The sequence below is a fragment of the Arenibacter flavimaris genome (assembly GCF_030291335.1).
Taxonomy (GTDB): Bacteria; Bacteroidota; Bacteroidia; order Flavobacteriales; family Flavobacteriaceae; genus Arenibacter.
On sequence record NZ_JASWIM010000030.1, the window covers coordinates 42,332 to 63,066 of the forward strand.

The following is a 20,735-nucleotide window of genomic DNA, read 5'->3' on the forward strand; positions in this document are numbered from 1 at the left end:
ACTTTCGTTATAATATACTAGGTTTTAGAACTATGGACTCTGGCTTTATCTCCACTACTTCACTTTCTATCCGGGAAATAAAAAAGCTTGTTATCAACCTACCAATATCAAATCTAGGCTGGTCAACAGTTGTTATGGTCGGTTTCACAATTGTCATAATAGGTCCTTCCATATGAACGGCTCTGGAAATGACTTGAGGGTTTCCAATTCTATGTTCCTGAAAATATTTAGTGTACCAAACGGTGACAAAGTCATGGGCTAAAAAAATGCCTTCGACCATGAGATCAAGAGTAAGATCAGATATTACACTTTCAGTATTATTCCTCTCAGTAAATGTAGCACTAAACCCGATTACTTCGCTAAAGGGGATATCATTTTTCTCTAAAACATTGTTACTTCTCATACATCTATTTTTCTACAAATTTACACTATGGCTGTCTGATAAAAGGACTATATTTATAGTTGCCTGCACATCGGATTATCCTTGGCATCCAAGCCTCCTTGCAAATTTTCAATCAACACAGTACAATAGTCGGGCATACCATATTGTCTATCAAATAACAACAAAGTCACACTCTAAGTTCCATAATCCATAAAATAATCTCAATTTTCTATTTTCATCGATCTAGAGACCATAACTCCTTCACTTGGATTAATTGCAAAAAATTTGACCACATTTTTTTTAGTTTCAATTGCTCCAAGGATTGGCCAACAAGTACATGATTCCAATCTCATATATGTTTTCACTAATTCTTACAATGCAGACGAAAAGAAATAATGCAATTTCTTTGAAACTACTATTCTTGTGCTTTATGTATTACTGTTACGTAAACAGCACGGCAAATGAATAAAAATAAACTACATTATTGCAGTCGTAACATTAATTTAACCTTGATAATCCAAAGAACTCTTGGACTATTATTTGATTTCCTTAATACCGTCGCATATCAACATTTAGCTATTTGACGACAGTTTCTATCGTTATTACGTTATTTTCCATTGATTAACGTTATAATAAAATAATCACTTCAAAATAATCCAACGTTTTAAAAAAGGTAAATCCAATTAGATATATTGCCCGGAGGATCTCTTTAATACAAATGGCAAGGATAGTGTCTTTAGTTAATCCCACCTTTTTTTTAATCTCCAAATCCACACCAAAAGCCCGCCGTACGACAGACTTAATTTTTAGCGTATCCAATGGGGCTCGTAATATTTAGAGTTTCCCAATGTTATCAAGAGCTAAAATCATAAACCTACCAAATATGTAATTGGTATGACCTAATACCTTCTCTTTCTCGACTTAAAAGCTTCTCACAAATATACAATTATCACAATACAATCGATTGTATTGTGATAATTGTTTTAAATTTCCGTCACGCGAAAATTGAAATACCTGTCAGGCACCTAATTTAAATCACTATTATCATGAGCTTTTACAGCTTTTAATAAGGAATAAAATAACACCCAAAAAAAGGGTTATGAAAGGAATTTTAATTCAGAGCCTAATGAAAGCTTCTTCATTGTATTAAGTTCACATTTATTTTGCAGTTCTAACTAGGGGAAGCACATGACCACCTCTTTATATTTTATCATTCTAGCGCGTATAAACTCAAATTATTTTTTAAATCTCAACAAATTAATAATCCGTTGTCGATATTTTTAAAACAATCCAATTAACTGACATCCATTAATGAAGCTACAACTTTAGTGGATAGGGGTAGAAAAATATTAGATTTAGACATTATCAGACTTATTAATTAGAAGTTATTAAACTATCCATTCATATAGACCAATCAAAATTGTCTTTCCTTGATTGGGATTTCATATTCTTAAAATACAGCTATTTTCAAAAAACAAAGAAAAGGAGAAAGCATTTTCAACCTTCTCCTTTCAAACAAAACTAACTAATTAACTAACTTAACTAATACTATTTTAAAACTGAACTTTGTACAAAAGTGTCCCTATTTCACCTGATTGATTACCTTGTGTAGGTAAAAAGGAGGTTACAGCAAATTCTCCTCCACCCAAATCAACAATTCCGGGATTAGCAAAAGATGTAGATCCTAATGAGGTATTAATCTTTAATTCAGAATAAAAAGTACCATCACCCAATAAGAGTCTCCAATCCTGCCATCTATACTTTTCTTTTTGGGCCTCTAGAAGTAGATTCTTTTTTCCGTTGTAATCATAACTTGACCGACCACCTATGTTGCCGTTAAATCCCATTTCAATAACATTATAATTTACAATATCATCCTCCCAGGCCCTCCAATCGTTAAAATTCTTTAAAATTCCAAACCCTTGCTGGTCAACATCGTTATTTTCATAGTAATGGTAACCTATTAGGATATATGAGCTAATTGCTGAGGCACCTTTAACTTCTCTTATATCCGGGGTGCCATTAGCAGATGACGAATAATGTCTTGGAAGTGCATAACTATTGGCATAAGTATTGGTCAATAAGTTGGCATAATTTGAATAATACCGAGCTCTTATGTTGTTAGACCCTTCTATCGGGTCTTCCTCATTTACGATGAGATATCCACCCCACGCTTTTTTTATATCCCCTTGATGCGACCTATTACCTAAACTTGTAATGAATGTCCAGTTTTGCAAATCATTACTTCCCGCTAAGCGCAATTGAAACGAATTAGGATGCACCTGTGAAGAATGATAGACCCCAAGATAAGCATAAGACCCCGGTGCAGTCTCCCCAGTTTTAACGATACGCAGTACGTCCATTGTTTTATTCTCATTATCTTTTACTTCAAAATATTTGACATTGGTTATGGCATCATTTAATTCGCTTATTTGAGATGCATTTAACGTTGGCAACCACCAATCATAGGCAATGTTTAAATTCTTTTTATTATCATAACCTTGAAGGGTAGTGATTGTATGTGTGGTATTTGAATTATTCGCAACAATTATTGAATTTCGGTAATCATCCAATGACATCGTGCTCAACTGGCCTTCCGTTTTTATACCGGCATCCTTCAAAAAACGATACATTAAAGACGCCCAAGCCAATTCCATATCGTTTTTAGATTGTAAGAAGGAGATAGTTTCCGAACTTCGACTGTTTAAGGCTACTATTAAAGAATTTCTCATATCATTATGAGAACTATTTTTCAGGTCAATAATCGACTTCCAATTATTAACATACAATGCTTTGGCAATTATTCCCTCATCCGATGAACTACCACCTGATGAATTTGCTAATACAGGTATCTGATTAAGGGTCATTAAATTTGTGTCGTTTTCGATAAATTCATCTTCGACTGCATGAGAGCAAGATGAAATACAAAAGAAAGTTACTAGAAGTGTAAATATTTTAAGTTTCATAAATTATAATTTTAATTAAGTTTAAATTTTAGTGATATGATTCAAATTCATTGTAAAGCTGTTCATTAATTTAGAATAGTAATGGCCTAATTTCGCCTGAGCGATTCCTTTCAGGCCAAAAAGAGGTAATTGCACATTAATGGCCGACCAAACCAACCATCCCGGAGTTGGCGAAAGAAATAGAACCCAATAACTCATTCCTAACTTGCCATTGATACTTTTCGTTTTCGGAACTTCAGAAGACTAAGCAATGTGCGTTGTATCACTTAATTCCTGAATAAGAGAATCGTTTTATTAGCCAACGAAAACCTATGGTCGATTCAGGATTAACAATAGGTCTCATTATTGGTCTATTCCAAAGTCACATCTGGTTTCCAATGCTACTATCAGGAAAACATGTTCTTGGCCAAAAAAACCCATACTCCCGGAAACCAAGGCCTCTTAAAAAAATATTAAGCCTTTATATCTTTGAAAAAAAGTCCGAATTACCCAACTACATCAGGAATATGGCTTTTTCCATTTACTACCTAGGGATATCAACTCTCAAGGCTTCATTGTAATTGTGTCTTTTGATATTAGCCGTTGCGAAATTAATTCTTGCAGCTGCCCTGATAAAGACAGTTCTTCCCGGGTCAATTGTACCATTGGTTGTCAACGTTATGGTTTGCCCCAACAGAGAATCAAAGGAATTCCCTTCATAATTAATTTGGGCAGAATAACGATTATCCCATTCTCTATAGCCGACAAACGGAACTTGGCTTACGAATAATCGGATATCCGTGATATTTAACATGTCTTCACTAAAATTGCCCATAGGTTCTATTTTAGCTTTAAAGTCTGAAGGGCTTATGGCTCTTGTAATTTTAACATTCACTGAAATTTGACCGTTATTAACAACTGGGTCTCCTACCCATTCTACGTTTAAAAAAGGTTGGACTTCAAATACCACCTCTGTAACACCGCCTTTGACATCAACATATTTCGTTTCATCGGCAATAGTGTCACCGGCAGTATTCATTCTTAATATCGGGATAAATGCGCCATCTGCCCTTATATTATAGCGGCCTTCAAAAACTTTTGTGTTTTGAAAAACACCTTCCTTCATACAATAAAAATCAAAATTATCAGGTTCACTTGTTTCTGACCAACTCAGTTCACGCATCCGAATGCGCGTTCCCTCATTACCTTGATCAGTGAGTACTGGCTCACCTGTTTCACCATTAACTATACTGCCTTTTATTGTTTCCCGTGGAATTTCATAATTATCAATCTCGCACGAAATAGATAATCCAACTACTAAACAACATATTAAAATAATATTTAGAATTTGTTTCATTTTGATAAAATTTAAATAGGTTTAACGACCTGGTTGTTGATCAATTACGGGGCTTTTGGAAACCTCCCAAGAAGGTATAGCAAGATAATATTCTTGCTCTGTGAAGCGAAAACTGCGTCTGCCCTCATCAAGACCGGCATCAAAAAAATATTTCCCGGATTTTGAAGCATAGAACGGATATAAACCTCTATAAAATGCACCATCTGATTGTGTATTCCCATTTAATATTTCCGAGTGCTGAGTTCTCCAACGACGAATATCCCATAACGTCTTGTTCTCAAATCCAAGTTCCTTTCTTCTCTCCTTACGAATAATTTCCAAACCATCTACCCCAGTAATATCCGATGCCCCCAGCAAAGGATCAGCTCCGGCCCTTTCACGAATGTCCTTAATGGCGTTATAGGCAGTTTGTTGTAAATCATCACCATTAAGTGAAGACTCGCCAACTAGCATCAATTCAGACGCCGCCTCAGCCGCATTTAATAAAACTTCAGCATAGCGCATTAAAATAAAGTGTTGCTCTGAGCGTGCTTCCAAAACTAAATCTTGTGACATATTGGGATTCAACCATTTACGAACTACAAAACCGGTCATTGCACTTGTAGCATCCGCAGTAAAGGGTCCACTTTTTCCACCCGCATTCATTTCCGTTCCATTTGGTAATAATACTGTTTCATGTTGGGTGCCATTCTGAGATAAGAACAGTTCTTTTCCATCCACAAAATCTCCATTACCAGTATACGCATCTACCTGATTGTAGTTCGAAGGTCCAGAAATTGAGTAATCTGTTGAACCGCCGATAGCTCTCAACGGCTTGATAGTACTAGGATCACCTGTAAAAATGCCCCTTCTGATCTCAATTGCTTCTCCCTTGAAAACCTCTCCAGGCAAAATTACATTGGCCTTTAGTCTAGGTTCAGCATTAGCAAAAAGATCTGTTACATTATCGAACATGAGGTAGTGACCATTAGAATCCCATACTTTAATAGTCCCATCTGGATTTTTTTCGAATCCATCAAATAATTCAACAAAATCGAGTGTGGGACAATTACCCGCTGAATAACCATTTCCACCCATCAATTGGCGTGGAATATTATACGCGTCATATCCATGTGCCAAATCTGGATATTGATACTCTTTAATATAAATATTCTCGGGACTCTCCAAATCAAAGAACATATCGACCAAATTTTGAAACTGGGCTTCCCTGTCATCAGGAGCCCACTTTTTCAGATACAAGGAATATTTACCAGAATGTATAACTGAACTTGCGGCACTGTATGATTCTTTAAAATATTTGACGGAAGTAGTGCTCGCCGTTTCAGAATCGAATCCAATAACCCTAATACCTGTTTTATCTCCAAATCCTGTAATCCTGTTATACTTGGCTACACTGCCTGCATATAACATTGCTTCAGATTTAAATGCCAGAGCAACATATTTATTAGCATAACCACGTTTAGGACTAGATTCCGACAGGTAGCTTATTGCAAGATCAAAATCTGCCAATACCTGATCCCAAGTCTCCTCTTCTGTGGACCGAGGAATTTCGAGTTGGTCGGCTGGTGTTTCAGGATAATTTAATACACCAGTAACTAAAGGCACACCGCCATAACGCTTGGCCAAAGCATAGAACACCATGGCTCTCGCAAAATAACCTTCACCAATGAAATGGTCATACTCCTCATCGCTAAAATTGGACTTAAATTCAGGAATGTTTTCTAATAATCGGTTGGCATCTCGAAGTAAATCAAAAGCCCGTCCCCAATATGGCCCGTTTCTCGCCCATCCCTCTGACGTCATTGCCGTCCCAGCATCACGACCTAATGATTCTCCTGAGTTTGCACCGGGTGTAACCAGCCAATCATCAAAAAATTGTCGCGCAGGGGAGTATTTGAAATCCTCAAAAGGCATTAGACTATACATTCGTGAAAGGTAAACGGTTACACCATCGGCATCAGTGAACAAATCCTTATCTTGAACTACATTTTTGGGTGGTATTTCCAAATAATCCGTACAAGATGTTGTTGCACCTATAAGGGCTATAATTATTACTAAAATATATTTGAATTTCATGACTACACAATTTTATTAAAATTTAACATTGAGTCCGGCAGACACCGTTTTGTTTAAAGGGTATAAATAGCCATATAGGTCAGCAGGATGCTCTGGGTCTACATAATTTACTTTTGTGATTGTAAATAAATTATAGGCATTTGCATAAATTCGCAACTTTCGAATACCAAACTTATTTATCCAATTTGTTGGAAGGGTATAACCTAACTCAATACTTTTCAATCTAAAATAAGCACTGTTTTCAGTATTGAAGGTCGAATTTTCATCTGGGAGAGTTCCTGTGTAGGCAAATCGTCCTTCTTCCCATATTGTATTCGGATCGTAAGGGTCTGCAGTTGGATCTATTGGGTGCCATCGATCCATGAACTGTTCCATGGCTCCTGATTCTCCACTTCCCCACATTGGAATTCGGAGCTGCTCCCCATACACCAATGAACTCATTGCCGAACCTTGCAATAATAAATTCAGATCAAAATTTTTGAATGAGGCATCAAGAACCAAACTATAATTCAGCCATGGATTCTGATTATAGCGTATAGGATGGACATCATTGCCATTAATTTCTCCATCACCATTCCAATCTTCGTATTTATAATCTCCTATAATTGTGCCACGACCTATATAAACAGGACTGGACCAAATTTCTTCCCACGACCTAAATTGACCGTCTCCCTGTAACCCTTGGTGGACTCCTTGTAATCTATTGTTCTGATTAAATTTCCAATTGCTCCAAGAACTACCTATTGGCCCGCGCTCTACATAAAGTCTTTTTACTCTCGTTAATGAAAACAATCCCCTAACACCGTAATTAAAATCACCAATTTGATTTCGATGTGTTAATTCTATATCAAAACCATAGGTCCGATCGCTATTCAGATTTTCTTCAGGTAAATTTGCCCCAACCACTGTTGGGATTCCACCACTTTTCCTATCGAGAAGGCCCTCCCTCTGTCTACTAAAATAATCCGCTGTAAATCCAAACAGGCCATCCCAAGCATTAAAATCCACCCCTATATCTAAGGTTTTGGATGTATACCATGTTATGAAAGGGTTAGGGATTCCTTTGTTATCAGCACTAGCATTAAAACTACCATCGAATACATAACCACCTGTAAAATTCCTACGATCTGAACGAGATGGGTAATTATACCCAGAAATAAACTGATAATTCGATGCTGAATCATCTCCCGTTTTACCATAAGATGCACGAAGCTTTAATTGATCAATGAACGATAAAGTTGATGAATCTTTCATGAAATTCTCTTCAGAAATGCGCCATCCTAATGAAGCTGCCGGAAAGAAACCCCATTGATATTGCTTGCCAAATTTCGATGAGCCATCATATCTATATAATAATTCAACTAAATATTTATCAGTAAAGGAATAATTAAATCTCCCAACCAAAGCTAAATTTGAGTTTTCGTAAAGTGATCCAGGTCCTGAATCCATCGTAGCTAATTGACCTTCGGAGTTTCCTGCAAACAAGTAAGGCAGTTGAAGGACTAAATCTCTTTGTGCTATAAAGTTATCTCCTTTCCTTTTCTGGGCCTCGGCAAGCATAAGAGCCGAGAATTTATGTGGCCCTTGTGTCTCATCATAATTTAATGAAAACTGGGTTAAAATTTGATCTTTGAAATAAACATCCCTACTTATCCTATTTGGTGACTGTCTAGTAAAAGTGGAAAACGTATCCGAAGCGTCATCATATCTGTATTGCTTGTACTCCCTTTGAAAAATATTGGATGATTGAACGTTATAGTCGTAACTAAAAACACCTTTAGCATATAACCCATCTAAAAAAGGAAAATCATATTTTAAAGAGCTAGATGTTTGAATCCACTTCTTGTTGTATTCCCTGTAACCAACAATATCCCTATCCATAAAAGAAATGGGATTATCACCTTCAATCAAGCCATGGAATGGTTTACTCGGGTCATTGTTTGCATACGCTGGAATTTGAGGTCCTTGCCTCCAAAAACTACGGATGGTCCACCACGAGTCTTGATAAGGTCTATCCTGTTCATCCATTATCAGATTCACATTCAAGTCCAATGTTAAACGATCCGTTATTTTTGTGGAGATATTTGACCGAATGTTATATTTGTTATATGTCAGGTCACTAGATTTAAAAAATCCTTCTTGATACTGGTAACCCAGACCTAAATAAAAGGTAGTTTTATCGTTTCCCCCAGTCGCACTGATATTATGCATTGTTTGAGGTGCATAGTCATCAAAAACCAAAGGATACCAGTTCGTACTTTGTTTTTCACCGTTTCTATACGCCTCAAATTGTTCTTCATTGAAAATCGGAGCACCACCATTGATATTGTGCATTGCCTGTTCGTTTCGTAATGTCATATACTCAATTGCATCCACTGTTTCTGGTAAACCCGAGGGAATTTGCCAAGTAAAGTTTCCATTGTAGTCAAGTTCCAAATTATTGACTTTACCTTTTTTTGTGGTCACCAGAACAACACCATTGGCTGCTCGAACTCCATATATTGCAGCGGAGGCATCCTTTAAAACAGAAATATTATCAATATCTTCAGCGTTCAATCGTTGGAATTCACTATTAGTACGTGGGATACCATCAATAATGACCAGGGGTGCTCCCATCCCTCGAATATCTAGATTATTATTAAAAGACCCAGGTTCCGCAGATCTTTGAGACACCCGTACTCCAGGTATTTTACCTGTAAGCAAGTTCTGAACATTTTCATTGTTTGTTGTGACAATTTCCTCATTTTTGATACTCGATACAGCTCCAGTCAAACTCGTCTTCTTTTGGGTTCCATACCCAACAACAACTACTTCTTCAAGGCTGGCTGTACTTTCTTCCAAGGTCACCGAAATTTCTGTTTGTCCTTCGGGCTTCACCTCTTTAGTTCCATATCCTATATAGGAAACAATTAGAATAGCATCATTATCCTCAACAGTAATGGAAAATTGGCCTTCAAAATCAGCTGTAACACCATTAGTAGTACCTTTTTCGATAACATTTGCACCTGGTAAAGGAATCCCCTTGGAATCTGTTATTATCCCACTTATAGAGAGCTGTACGCTCTTAAAGTTTCCACCAATAGAATCTGACTTCGGCAGAGAAACCTGTTCTCCTTTATCTTTCTTTAAAAGAATTTGCTTATTGTATACTTCATATATAACATCAGTACCACGAAAAAGATCTTTCAAGATATTAGAGATTTTTTCTTTGCGCACATTTATACTAACTTTCCGATTTATATTAATTTTTCGAGTATCGACAAAAAATTTGAATTCGCTATTTGTTTCAATCCGATCCAGAACTTCTCCTAAGTTTACATTACTCATATTCACGGTAATACGTGTTTTTTGAGAATAACTAGTAGCATGAATCTGAAAAATGGATAATAAAAATAAAAAAATGGACAATTTCATTTTAAGATCCCATTTTAGAAGGTACATAGAATTACTTCCTATGCTAATTGGTTTTTTCATACTTTTGTAGTGTTTTAAAATTGGTTATTACAATAACCATAACTTCAATCGGGAAATGTTGCGAGCATTTTCCGATTTTTTTATGGTGCTGGTACGCTTTACTTAGCTCAGTTTTTATCCATAGGCAATGTTTAAGTTTATTATTTGATTATTATTTGTTTTCCCAAAATTTCATAGTCTATCCCATATGTACGGTCTAGTATTTCTAGAATTTCTTCTATACTTTCATGCGAAAAATTAGCGTTGAAGGTATTGTCATCCAGGGCAGCATTGGTATTGACAATCGAAACATTATAGTGGCGTTCTAATTTCTTGCGTATTTCACTGAACGGTGAATCTCGGAAGATCAGCTTATTTTTCACCCAGGATGTGTGAATACTGGTATCGACTTTATCTATTTTAAATTCTTTATACTCCTTACTCCACATTCCTCTGTTACCAGGGAGCAGTTCCATTTTAGTATTTTTTGTATCAGATCCTAAGGAATCACATAACTGTACACCACCGGACACTAAAACTGTACTTATATTTAAATCATCGGAATAGGCGGACACGTTAAATTCTGTACCCAATACTCGCACATTCACAACCCCTCCTGCGTTAACAATAAATGGGCTTTTCACATCCTTGACAACTTTGAAAAAAGCTTCACCGGTCAAATACACTTTTCTGATTTGATTCTCAATGAAATTTACCGGAAACTTTATGCTTGATCCAGAATTTAGATATACAGTAGTTCCATCGGACAACTCAAGTTCAAACCTTTTTCCATAAGGAACCTCTAATTCATTGTATTGTGTGGAAGTGATTCCGTCAATTCCTTTATATATGATTTTACCATTAGTTTGTATGGCAATGACCTTACCTTCGGTGTTTAAAATCTCTTTAGTTTTCGGCTCATCAAGTTTTTCAACCAACCCATCGGTTAAATGCAAATTGACAGTATTCTCATTAGTATGTATTAATGAGTCGTGTTCATCAGATTTAAGTATTAAGAATAGAACAAGACCTATGCCCAGCAAACCAATTATCAAGGCTGCATAATTGAAAAAGGTACTTGGAATTGATTTTTTTGGTTTAACCGCAATTTTTCCAATGGGCTTAATAGTAGATAAAAAAGTTTCAAATGCCTTTTGGGAATCTGAATTCATGTACTTCTTTGATAACAAAAAATCCACCTCCATTGCCTCAGCAAACTGATCTTTAACATATTCTAAGGGGAGGCCCTTTATGGCCTCGAACATTTGGGTTTCATCAATTTTACCATCTAGATAATTTTGAATCAAAGCTTGCAAATTGTCATTTTTCATACCCATTAATTTTCATTTACATATATAAGACCTTATTATTTTACGAAACCCCACATTAAATCTGCTTTTTTTTTCGATTAACTCAAAACTGACGTACATAAAACCTAATCAGACTCAATACTTCTGAAACAATGAATAAGCCTGAATAAGTGCTAGATATTATTTACCAGAATGGCTACCAACTGAGACATGCCACTCCGGTACATTCAAAATGTTTAATCAGATAATTGTAAAAACCAAAACACACTTGACATTAGAATCGGGTATTTCAAATTGGTGATATAGCATTATATTGACGTATTATAATACTATTTTGATCAATTTGTAATGTTTCTTTGAATCTTGAAGAAGGTGAACATATTTTAGCTACAAGATTATAGATGTGGTATCCTAATTCCTTCTATCTATAATGATGAAGCTGGTTTACCTATATTCAATCTTGCACAATGATTTCTGAATATACCTCAATTTTTTTATTAAGTACAATTTATAATGGGCGGTGACTAAAACTATGGCGCAGACATTAGAAGGATTAGTTAACGTAGTATTAGTAATAAAGATTTGCCAAAATCTTTGAACAACAAGATAAGTTACAAACTAAAACAACCAAAACAGCCTTGGGTAAAAATGATTTCACATTACTCGACAATTTAAAAGATGGTAAAGAAATAGCTTATAGACAATTATATAATCTTTATTATAATGATCTAGTAATCTACTGTTACAATTTGATAAAAGATCATGACATGGCTAAGGATATTGTGCAGCAAACGTTTATAAAGATTTGGGTAAAAAGGGAATCACTGCACATCCATTCAACATTAAAAAGTTATTTGTATCGTACAGCGTATAACACATTTCTCAAAGAATATCAAAGAACCAAAAGAGAGGAAATAGCCATTATCGAATTAAAAAATACAGCTTTGCTGAGTTTAATAGAAGATTTTGACGAAGTTGAAGGATTATTACAGGAAAGAATTAAGTTTTTAGAAATGGCAATTTCAGAATTACCAAGTAAAAACAAGGAAGTTTTTTTGCTAAGTAAAAAAATGGGATATGCGAATAAAGAAATTGCAGCTAAATTAGGAATTTCAAAAAAAGCGGTGGAACATCATATAAGCCGAGCCAAAAAATCTATTCGAAAATGGCTTGAAAAAAACGAAGTTAATTTGTTTATTATTTTTTTCAGAACTCCCCCATCCAAATCTTGTAAAGATAGCCTAGAATCATATCCCTAATTCCTCCATTACTAAAAAAAGACCTTTTTTAAATACCTCAAAAAACTTAATTAAGGTGCAATCTTTTCGAAATTGGAATTAGACCTAGTTCAAAAGGCCAGCACCTATAATAGTCGTGATTTAAAATTCACTCAAATAATACAAATTGACATGCAATTGTAGCTAACTCATGAAGTTTAGTTAAATTTATGTTAAAAATAAAAAGTGAGCACAAAGTGTGCATTTTTTAAATACTTCAAAATAAAAAAGGGCCTCCAATCTCTTGGAGGCCCTGTCTTTGTTACTGTGGGCCCTACTGGGTTCGAACCAGTGACCCCCTGCTTGTAAGGCAGGTGCTCTGAACCAGCTGAGCTAAGAGCCCTAATTAATCAGTATTTAAAATCGCTTCCTTATTTCTTTGGAAGCTAGCCAGCCTAACGGTAGGCGGGTGCAAATATAGAATAGTTTTTAATTTCCCCAAAGGAAAAAATAGAAAAATTTATACGATTTCTGCAACGACAAAAGTACTGCCCCCAACAAACACAAAATCGGTTTTATCCGCTAACCTCAAAGCCGCATTAACCGATTCATTTACAGAAGAATAAGCATCACCCTTCAAACCAAATTCCAAGGCCTTGGCTTTCAAGACAAGTTCATCCAAACCTCTTGGTATATTAGGTCTACAAAAATAATAATGTGCGTTCTTTGGAAAAAGTGGCAAAATCTGCTCTAAATTCTTGTCTTTTACAAATCCGATGATCATATGAAGATCTTTATATCCCTGTTCCTTTATTTGATCCAGGACAATGGACAGACCCTCTGTATTGTGGGCCGTATCACAAACAACTGTTGGGTTTTCGCCAATATATTGCCATCTACCCAGTAATCCCGTGTTGGCGGAAACATTCAACAGGCCATCCACTATATGCTTCTCCTTAAGGTCAAAACCTTTTAATTCCTTAATGGTAGCTACAACACCCTTAACGTTTTTGGACTGGTAACTCCCCAACAAAGAGGTTTTATAGATTGCAGGTATTTTCTCCCCTGCAAAGATTATCTTAGCGCCTCTTTCGTTGGCTATATTGTTAAAAACCGTTGCCGTCTCTTCCTGAAACTCACTTATTACCACAGGTACCCCAGGCTTAACGATTCCCGCTTTCTCAAAAGCAATTTTAGCAATGGTATCGCCCAACATCTCCACATGATCGTATCCTATATTGGTAATCAATGACACTTCGGGAGTAATTATATTGGTAGAATCCAAACGACCTCCCAATCCGACCTCCACAATGGCGATATCAATTTTTTCCTTTTCAAAATACTGAAAGGCCATCCCTACTGTCATTTCAAAAAACGATAGGTCATGTGCCTCAAAAAAAAGTTTGTTTTTCTTTATAAAATCGACTACATATTTTTTGCTGACAGGTTTTCCATTAATCCTGATCCGCTCCCTAAAATCTTTCAGATGTGGAGAAGTATACAATCCCACCCTATAACCGGCCTCTTGCAAAATAGAGGCCAACATATGACTACAGGAACCTTTGCCATTGGTACCTGCCACATGTATACTTTTAAATTTTCGTTCGGGATGGCCTAAATAATTGGAGAGGGCCTGTATATTATCCAACTTGCCCTTAAATGCAGAAATTCCCTTTTGTTGGTACATGGGCAGTTGGGCGAACATCCATTCCAAAGTTTCCTGGTAGGTCATTTATAGTCGTCTGTTGTAGTTAGAACATGGTGCCGTTGCAATACCTTCTATTAATCTAATTAATAAGTAAATGAAATTGCAAAATTACTTTGGGAAAATTGTTTTAGGGCAAGGTGGGAAGAATTTATTCTCCCAATTTAAAATTCACTACCACAAAACCAACTTGTTGACTAGGGGCATTGGAATCCAAATTCCATCGATGCATAAAGGCTGTTTTCTTTGCGGGTTCCAATAAGCAGGGATGGGTATTGGTAGTCCCCCTTACCCCTGGGGTAGCGCTAACCACTTTACCATTTCGGTCCACAACAATTTTCACTACAACCCTTCCTTCCTCGTTGCATTCCTGTTGTACCTTGCCCTTGTTCACCAAAGATCTCCCGTTGAGTCCATAGCCTCCCGTGCCACTACCAGATCCTGGGCTTCCATAATAACTTGTTGCATAGGGATCCCCGTCCGGCTGGCCTTTATCCCCAGTCTTATTATCATCGCCTTCACCACCAGAAGTGGTTCCTTCGGATTTATTTATTCCTCCGATAAGCTCATCCAACTTGTTCTTTTTTGCTTGTTGCTCCTTCCTGACCTTTTCTTCGGCCTCCTTCTTTTCACGAGCGATGCGTTCCGCTTCGGCTTGAGCCTTTTTTGCCGCCTCGTCAGCTTTGCGCTTTGCCTCTTGCTGTTGTTTTATTTTTATGGATTCCTCACTTTCCTGGGTAAGTAATTTTTCGGCAGGTTTCTCCTTGGCCACTTTTTCCTCGGGCACCTCTTCCACCACTTCTTCCACCTTTTCCTCCTGAACCTTCGGCTCTTTTATGGGAGTGTTAAGAGGTTCCGATTTTATCTTTTCTTTGGGCTGTACCCTTCCGCTACCAAAATCGGTTGTACCAAAGTTTACCGAAATACCATTTTCTATTGGAGGGTCCATATAAGTAAGCCCAATATAAAAAAGCAACAGCAATAGTACACTCAACAGAATTGTGGTAAGTGTAAATGATTTTTTCTCGTGTCTCGTGTTAAGTAATGACATTAATTTGGTCGCACTGCCAAAATAACCTTGTAATTATTCCTATTGGCAATATCCATTACGTTCACCGCCTCTTTGATGGCAACGCTCTCTTCTGCCCTTAGAATAATAGTAGGTTTCTCCTGCCCTTTTAGTGCCTTTTTTAATTCAATTTCTATATATTGTCCGTTAATCTTCTCGTTGTTCACAAAATATTCCAGATTCTTATTAATGCTCACCGATACGTTTTGGGTATTTGTAGACTTGCCCTTGGCCTTTGGCAACAACAAATCCAATGCATTGGGCGAATTTGCAGTTAGCATAAAGAAGATAAGCAATAGGAACACTATGTCCGTCATAGAGGACATGCTAAAATCTGGACTAACTTTATTTCTACCTTTTAGTTTCATTTGTTATGTTCTAAAGAGGTTCGTTCAATAAATCTAAAAATTCCACCGCATTGGCTTCCATTTTATGCACTACCTTATCCGTCCTGTTTACCAAATGGTTATACCCTATATAGGCAATAATACCTACGATAAGTCCGGCTACTGTAGTGGTCATTGCCGTATATATACCAGAGGCCAAAGAACCCATTTCAGCCTGTCCACCACTGGTTGCCATTTGATGGAATGCCAAAATCATGCCAATTACAGTTCCTAAAAACCCGATCATGGGAGCGGCTCCGGCAACGGTGGCCAATACACTCACATTTTTTTCCAACTTATACACCTCAAGGGTACCTGCATTTTCTATTGCCGTATTAATATCGTCCAAGGGCTTCCCTATTCTAGATATTCCTTTTTCCGTTAACCTAGCTACTGGTGAATCTGTCTGCGCGCACAATATTTTGGCCGCATCCAATTTACCATTGGTAACATGGTCCCGTATCTGGTTCATAAAATTACTATCTATTTGTGAAGCTGCCTTAATCGCAAAAATCCGTTCAAAATAAATATATAGTGCCACAAAAAGCATTACAAACAAGACACTTATGATCAAGATACTTCCTGTACCGCCATTTACTATTAAATCTATTACTGAAAGTGTCTTTTCCTCGGACACAACTCCCTCTAATCCTGCCTCTTGAGCCAGGTCTTGTATCAATAACATATATTTTCTTTATTTAAGTTGCCTTAATAACGGTCTTTTATCGATTAAATTATGCGTTCAACACTAAATTTCTAATTAATATAAATCCAATGGCACCTGCAGCAAATCCTAGGAAAGCCAACCATGCAATTTTCTTCAAATACCAGAAGAAATCTATTTTTTCCATTCCCATGGCCACTACCCCTGCCGCAGAACCAATAATCAACATACTACCACCAGTTCCAGCGGAATAGGCAATAAAATGCCAAACAGGATCATCCATTCCTACTGAGAACATTCCAATACTGGCAGCTACCAAAGGCACATTATCAATTACCGCAGAACCGATTCCAAGGAACAGAACCACCAAATCCGATACCAATTCCCCTCCAGACTCGGTACCCAACATGGGCATTACCTCATCCAAAGTTCCCGCAAAATGGAACAACATCCCTAAAGATTCCAAAGCTGCTACGGCCATTAAGATCCCCAAAAAGAAAAGTATACTTGGCAATTCAATTTTGGATAGGGATTTATGCACAGGGCTGTGATGTGATTCTGCTTCACTTTCACCGTCGATATTGGAAATACTGAATTTGGAACTACTATATACTTCGGCAAATGTAGCAACCAAGGCCAAAGAAAGCATCATACCTACGTAAGGAGGCAAATGGGTAATGGTTTTGAAAAAGGGAACAAATATAATAGCCCCTAACCCCAAATAGAGCATAGTAGCACCGTATCTGGACTTTTTGGGCTCCTCATCATCCATATCGGCATCGATATTTCCGGAAAACGCCTTGTATCTACTTGCAATAAAAGTAGGCACAACCATACATATTATAGAGGGCAACAGGACGTGTTCTATCAATTGGGCCGCAGATACCTTATTGGCTATCCATAGCATAGTAGTGGTAACATCCCCAATTGGAGACCAAGCTCCACCAGCATTGGCGGCTATAATTATCATACCGGCAAACCAAAGTCTGGTCTCCCTATCGTTGATTACCTTCTGCAGAATGGTAATCAAAACAATGGTAGCGGTAAGGTTATCGATAATGGCCGAAAGTATAAAAGCCAAAATGGAGAACAACCACAATAATTTCCTTTTACTCCTTGTTTTTATAAAACCTTTGATGGTTGCAAAGCCATCGAAGTAATCTATTATTTCCACAATGGTCATTGCCCCTAGAAGGAAAACCAATATTTCTGCCGTTTTCCCGAGATGATGCAGCAAAATCTCATCTATATGGGTTGCCTCCAACTCCCGGAGCTCGGCATTCACCTCAAAAACCGGCATATGGGCCAAAGCAATTACCGCCCACAATAGTGCCATCATAGCCAAGGCGGGGATTAATTTGTCTATTTTCAGGTTATGCTCCAAGGTTATTGCCAAATAACCGGCAACGAATAAAATAATAATAATGGTCTCCATGCTATTATTGGTTAAATTTAAATTAATTGTTTCAAAGCAATCTCAAATCCGGTTTTACTGAGATTAACTTTTGATTTATTTTGATCAAATATATTTAAAATTGCGTTCCTAATGGTATTCGAAGTATCATTAAAAATAAGTTCATCATCCATTGCCACCCTTCCTTCCATAAAATACGCAAAGACCCGGGCCATTCCACAGTTGGATATAAAGTCGGGAATTAGACTTACGCGTTCGTCCGTAAATTCCATTATAGGCCCAAAAAATATTTCTTTATCGGCAAAGGGCACATTGGCCCCACAGCTGATCACCCGTAACCCTGCATGTATCATTTTAGATATCTGCTCCTCCGTCACCAGGCGTGATGCCGCACAGGGCACAAAAATCTCGGCGGGCAAATTCCATATCCTATCGTTCATTTCTGAAAACGGAATAATATTATCCGCAAAAAGCTCATTTCCTTTTTTGTTAAGAAAGAATGTTCTTATTTCCTCCAAGGTGTATCCCTTCTCATTGATCACCCCTCCGGCCCGGTCGATAATCCCCACCACTTTTGCTCCCATTTTGGCCAAATAAAAGGCCGCTGCGGAACCTACATTGCCAAAACCCTGCACAATGGCCCTTTTACCTATAACAGACCCCCCGTGTATATCATAATAATGTTTTACCGCTTCCGCCACCCCAAAACCGGTTATCATATCCGCTACCGTAAATTTTCTGGCCACCGAAGGTGAATAGTCTTCTCTCTCCAAAACCTTGACAACTCCCAACCTCAATTGACCTATCCTATTGATTTTGTCCGCTTCGGTCGGCTTAAAGTGACCGTTAAAAACACCCTCTTGCGGGTGCCAAACACCAGCGTCTTCCGTAATAGGGATAACCTCATGGATTTCATCCACATTTAAATCGCCCCCGGTACCGTAATAACTTTTCAACAATGGCGCTACCGCGTGGTACCACCTTTTGAGCACCCCGGATTTTCTAGGATCGTTGGGGTCAAAATTAATTCCGGATTTTGCACCTCCAATAGGGGGTCCGGAAACTGTAAATTTCACCTCCATTGTTTTTGCCAAAGATAAGACCTCGTTCATATCCAATCCTTCCCTCATTCTGGTGCCACCACCGGCAGCCCCACCGCGAAGGGAATTTATTACCGTCCACCCTTCCGCTTCCGTCTCGGGATCTTTCCAGTTAAAAACAATTTCAGGGGGTTTATTCTCATATATTTTTAATAACTCTTTCATTACACCTTACAATTAATTCATTGATACCATTTGCCACTTAAGGGGATAATCCATCTCCATTGGAGTATTATTCCTGCCTAGCTAATGTTGCCTCATAATTGTTAAGTCCTTTTACAGATAGAAAAGTATACCACCGAACAAATATAAAAATATACATTAGGTTTTAATGTTTTTATTGCCCATTATTATTCCATTCTATACTCGTATATTTGTATTATTCTCATAATATTTTTCTAACAAATGGATTTTACACTTTCGGAAGAACAGTTGATGATACAGCAGGCAGCAAGGGATTTTGCCCAAAACGAATTATTACCCGGGGTCATTGAAAGGGATGACGCCCAGATGTTCCCTGCAGAACAAGTAAAAAAAATGGGGGAACTAGGGTTCATGGGAATGATGGTAGACCCGAAGTATGGAGGAAGTGGCCTGGACACTATTTCATATGCCCTGGTAATGGAAGAACTCTCCAAAGTGGACGCCTCTGCCTCGGTAATCGTATCCGTGAACAATTCTTTGGTATGTTGGGGCCTGGAAGCCTTTGGCACCGAGGAACAAAAAGAAAAATATTTAACCCGTTTGTCTACCGGACAAAGTATTGGCGCATTCTGTCTCTCCGAGCCCGAGGCGGGCAGCGATGCCACATCGCAAAAAACCACGGCCGTGGACCGAGGGGACCACTATATCCTAAATGGCACCAAAAACTGGATAACCAACGGAAATTCAGCCGACATCTATTTGGTAATTGCACAGACCGATGTTTCAAAGGGACATAAGGGAATAAACGCCCTAATTGTAGAAAAGGGGATGCCCGGTTTTGTCATAGGCCCCAAGGAAAATAAATTGGGGATAAGGGGCAGTGATACCCACTCATTAATCTTTAATGATGTAAAGGTGCCCAAAGAAAACAGAATTGGCGACGATGGATTTGGTTTTAAATTCGCTATGAAAACACTTTCGGGCGGCCGAATCGGCATTGCATCCCAAGCCTTGGGCATTGCAGCAGGAGCCTACGAGTTGGCCCTAAAATATTCCAAAGAAAGAAAAGCCTTTGGCACAGAAATAAGCAACCATCAGGCCATAGCCTTTAAATTGGCCGATATGCACGTACAAATAGAGGCGGCACGACATTTGGTTTACAAGGCCGCATGGGACAAGGACAATGGCCATGACTATGACCTATCAAGTGCAATGGCCAAATTATACGCTTCCCAGGTGGCTATGGATACAACCGTGGAAGCAGTGCAAATACATGGAGGAAATGGTTTTGTAAAGGACTATCACGTGGAAAGGATGATGAGGGACGCCAAGATAACCCAGATCTACGAAGGCACCTCCGAAATTCAGAAAATTGTCATTTCCCGTAGTATTTTAAAAAAATAAAATAGATAAATTAGTTTTACCCCATATTTTTTTATGGGGTAATGCTTAAAATATTAAATTTATCAACAACAACCCCCAAACTAGTTGAGGGTGATTAACCAAAATCAAC

The 20,735-nt window shown here is 37.7% G+C and carries 14 protein-coding genes and 1 tRNA gene; 2 read left to right on the plus strand and 13 right to left on the minus strand.

Features of this window, described 5'->3' with window-relative positions; translation table 11 throughout:
- Window positions 1-7: 7 nt before the first annotated feature.
- From QSE00_RS19175 to QSE00_RS19200, 6 genes are all read right to left on the minus strand, one after another.
- Window positions 8-403 carry a type 1 periplasmic-binding domain-containing protein gene (locus QSE00_RS19175; RefSeq protein WP_286107112.1) on the minus strand — a complete coding sequence of 132 codons (396 nt, stop codon included), beginning with the start codon at window positions 401-403 and terminating at the stop codon, window positions 8-10.
- Window positions 404-1,935: 1,532 nt separating this feature from the next.
- Complete coding sequence (locus QSE00_RS19180; protein WP_286107113.1) at window positions 1,936-3,348, minus strand: hypothetical protein; 1,413 nt, start codon at window positions 3,346-3,348, stop codon at window positions 1,936-1,938.
- A gap of 523 nt (window positions 3,349-3,871) precedes the next feature.
- The gene (locus tag QSE00_RS19185) at window positions 3,872-4,684 is read right to left on the minus strand and encodes a DUF3823 domain-containing protein (protein ID WP_286107114.1); all 813 of its coding nucleotides are present in this window, start codon (window positions 4,682-4,684) and stop codon (window positions 3,872-3,874) included.
- Between the two features lie 21 nt (window positions 4,685-4,705).
- Complete coding sequence (locus QSE00_RS19190) at window positions 4,706-6,760, minus strand: RagB/SusD family nutrient uptake outer membrane protein (RefSeq protein ID WP_286107115.1); 2,055 nt, start codon at window positions 6,758-6,760, stop codon at window positions 4,706-4,708.
- 15 nt (window positions 6,761-6,775) lie between these two features.
- Window positions 6,776-10,234 (minus strand): TonB-dependent receptor, encoded by a 3,459-nt coding sequence (locus QSE00_RS19195; RefSeq protein ID WP_286107116.1) that lies wholly within the window; start codon window positions 10,232-10,234, stop codon window positions 6,776-6,778.
- Between the two features lie 140 nt (window positions 10,235-10,374).
- Complete coding sequence (locus QSE00_RS19200) at window positions 10,375-11,544, minus strand: FecR family protein (RefSeq protein WP_286107117.1); 1,170 nt, start codon at window positions 11,542-11,544, stop codon at window positions 10,375-10,377.
- Window positions 11,545-12,161: 617 nt separating this feature from the next.
- Between QSE00_RS19200 and QSE00_RS19205 the strand changes: the two genes are divergently transcribed.
- A complete protein-coding gene (locus tag QSE00_RS19205; RefSeq protein WP_286107118.1) occupies window positions 12,162-12,782 on the plus strand; it encodes an RNA polymerase sigma factor in 621 nt (206 codons plus the stop codon).
- A gap of 286 nt (window positions 12,783-13,068) precedes the next feature.
- Here the strand turns inward: QSE00_RS19205 and QSE00_RS19210 are convergent.
- The 7 genes from QSE00_RS19210 to QSE00_RS19240 form a co-directional block, all read right to left on the minus strand.
- Window positions 13,069-13,143 (minus strand) — tRNA-Val (locus QSE00_RS19210).
- Between the two features lie 117 nt (window positions 13,144-13,260).
- Window positions 13,261-14,472 carry a bifunctional folylpolyglutamate synthase/dihydrofolate synthase gene (locus QSE00_RS19215; protein WP_286107119.1) on the minus strand — a complete coding sequence of 404 codons (1,212 nt, stop codon included), beginning with the start codon at window positions 14,470-14,472 and terminating at the stop codon, window positions 13,261-13,263.
- 124 nt (window positions 14,473-14,596) lie between these two features.
- Complete coding sequence (locus tag QSE00_RS19220; protein WP_286107120.1) at window positions 14,597-15,496, minus strand: energy transducer TonB; 900 nt, start codon at window positions 15,494-15,496, stop codon at window positions 14,597-14,599.
- Complete coding sequence (locus QSE00_RS19225) at window positions 15,496-15,882, minus strand: ExbD/TolR family protein (RefSeq protein WP_031445231.1); 387 nt, start codon at window positions 15,880-15,882, stop codon at window positions 15,496-15,498. The genes QSE00_RS19220 and QSE00_RS19225 overlap by 1 nt, the downstream gene beginning before the upstream one ends.
- 10 nt (window positions 15,883-15,892) lie before the next feature.
- On the minus strand, window positions 15,893-16,585 hold the full coding sequence (locus tag QSE00_RS19230; protein ID WP_110358487.1) for a MotA/TolQ/ExbB proton channel family protein: 693 nt from the start codon (window positions 16,583-16,585) through the stop codon (window positions 15,893-15,895).
- 49 nt (window positions 16,586-16,634) lie between these two features.
- Window positions 16,635-17,999: a sodium:proton antiporter NhaD gene (gene nhaD / locus QSE00_RS19235; protein WP_110358488.1), complete on the minus strand. Its 1,365-nt coding sequence runs from the start codon at window positions 17,997-17,999 to the stop codon at window positions 16,635-16,637.
- 17 nt (window positions 18,000-18,016) lie between these two features.
- The gene (locus QSE00_RS19240; protein ID WP_286107121.1) at window positions 18,017-19,243 is read right to left on the minus strand and encodes a Glu/Leu/Phe/Val dehydrogenase dimerization domain-containing protein; all 1,227 of its coding nucleotides are present in this window, start codon (window positions 19,241-19,243) and stop codon (window positions 18,017-18,019) included.
- A 240-nt stretch (window positions 19,244-19,483) separates the two neighbouring features.
- Here QSE00_RS19240 and QSE00_RS19245 point away from each other — a divergent pair, with 240 nt between their 5' ends.
- Entirely contained in the window at window positions 19,484-20,626 is a 1,143-nt protein-coding gene (locus tag QSE00_RS19245; protein ID WP_286107122.1) for an acyl-CoA dehydrogenase, read from the plus strand.
- Window positions 20,627-20,735: the final 109 nt, after the last annotated feature.

What these genes read in the sequence shown, in the direction of transcription:
- QSE00_RS19175 (WP_286107112.1), bottom strand. Translation starts at nt 403, where the DNA reads ATGAGAAGTAACAATGTTTTAGAGAAAAATGATATCCCCTTTAGCGAA.
- QSE00_RS19180 (WP_286107113.1), bottom strand. Translation starts at nt 3,348, where the DNA reads ATGAAACTTAAAATATTTACACTTCTAGTAACTTTCTTTTGTATTTCA.
- QSE00_RS19185 (WP_286107114.1), bottom strand. Translation starts at nt 4,684, where the DNA reads ATGAAACAAATTCTAAATATTATTTTAATATGTTGTTTAGTAGTTGGA.
- QSE00_RS19190 (WP_286107115.1), bottom strand. Translation starts at nt 6,760, where the DNA reads ATGAAATTCAAATATATTTTAGTAATAATTATAGCCCTTATAGGTGCA.
- QSE00_RS19195 (WP_286107116.1), bottom strand. Translation starts at nt 10,234, where the DNA reads ATGAAAAAACCAATTAGCATAGGAAGTAATTCTATGTACCTTCTAAAA.
- QSE00_RS19200 (WP_286107117.1), bottom strand. Translation starts at nt 11,544, where the DNA reads ATGAAAAATGACAATTTGCAAGCTTTGATTCAAAATTATCTAGATGGT.
- QSE00_RS19215 (WP_286107119.1), bottom strand. Translation starts at nt 14,472, where the DNA reads ATGACCTACCAGGAAACTTTGGAATGGATGTTCGCCCAACTGCCCATG.
- QSE00_RS19220 (WP_286107120.1), bottom strand. Translation starts at nt 15,496, where the DNA reads ATGTCATTACTTAACACGAGACACGAGAAAAAATCATTTACACTTACC.
- QSE00_RS19225 (WP_031445231.1), bottom strand. Translation starts at nt 15,882, where the DNA reads ATGAAACTAAAAGGTAGAAATAAAGTTAGTCCAGATTTTAGCATGTCC.
- QSE00_RS19230 (WP_110358487.1), bottom strand. Translation starts at nt 16,585, where the DNA reads ATGTTATTGATACAAGACCTGGCTCAAGAGGCAGGATTAGAGGGAGTT.
- nhaD (WP_110358488.1), bottom strand. Translation starts at nt 17,999, where the DNA reads ATGGAGACCATTATTATTATTTTATTCGTTGCCGGTTATTTGGCAATA.
- QSE00_RS19240 (WP_286107121.1), bottom strand. Translation starts at nt 19,243, where the DNA reads ATGAAAGAGTTATTAAAAATATATGAGAATAAACCCCCTGAAATTGTT.
- QSE00_RS19245 (WP_286107122.1), top strand. Translation starts at nt 19,484, where the DNA reads ATGGATTTTACACTTTCGGAAGAACAGTTGATGATACAGCAGGCAGCA.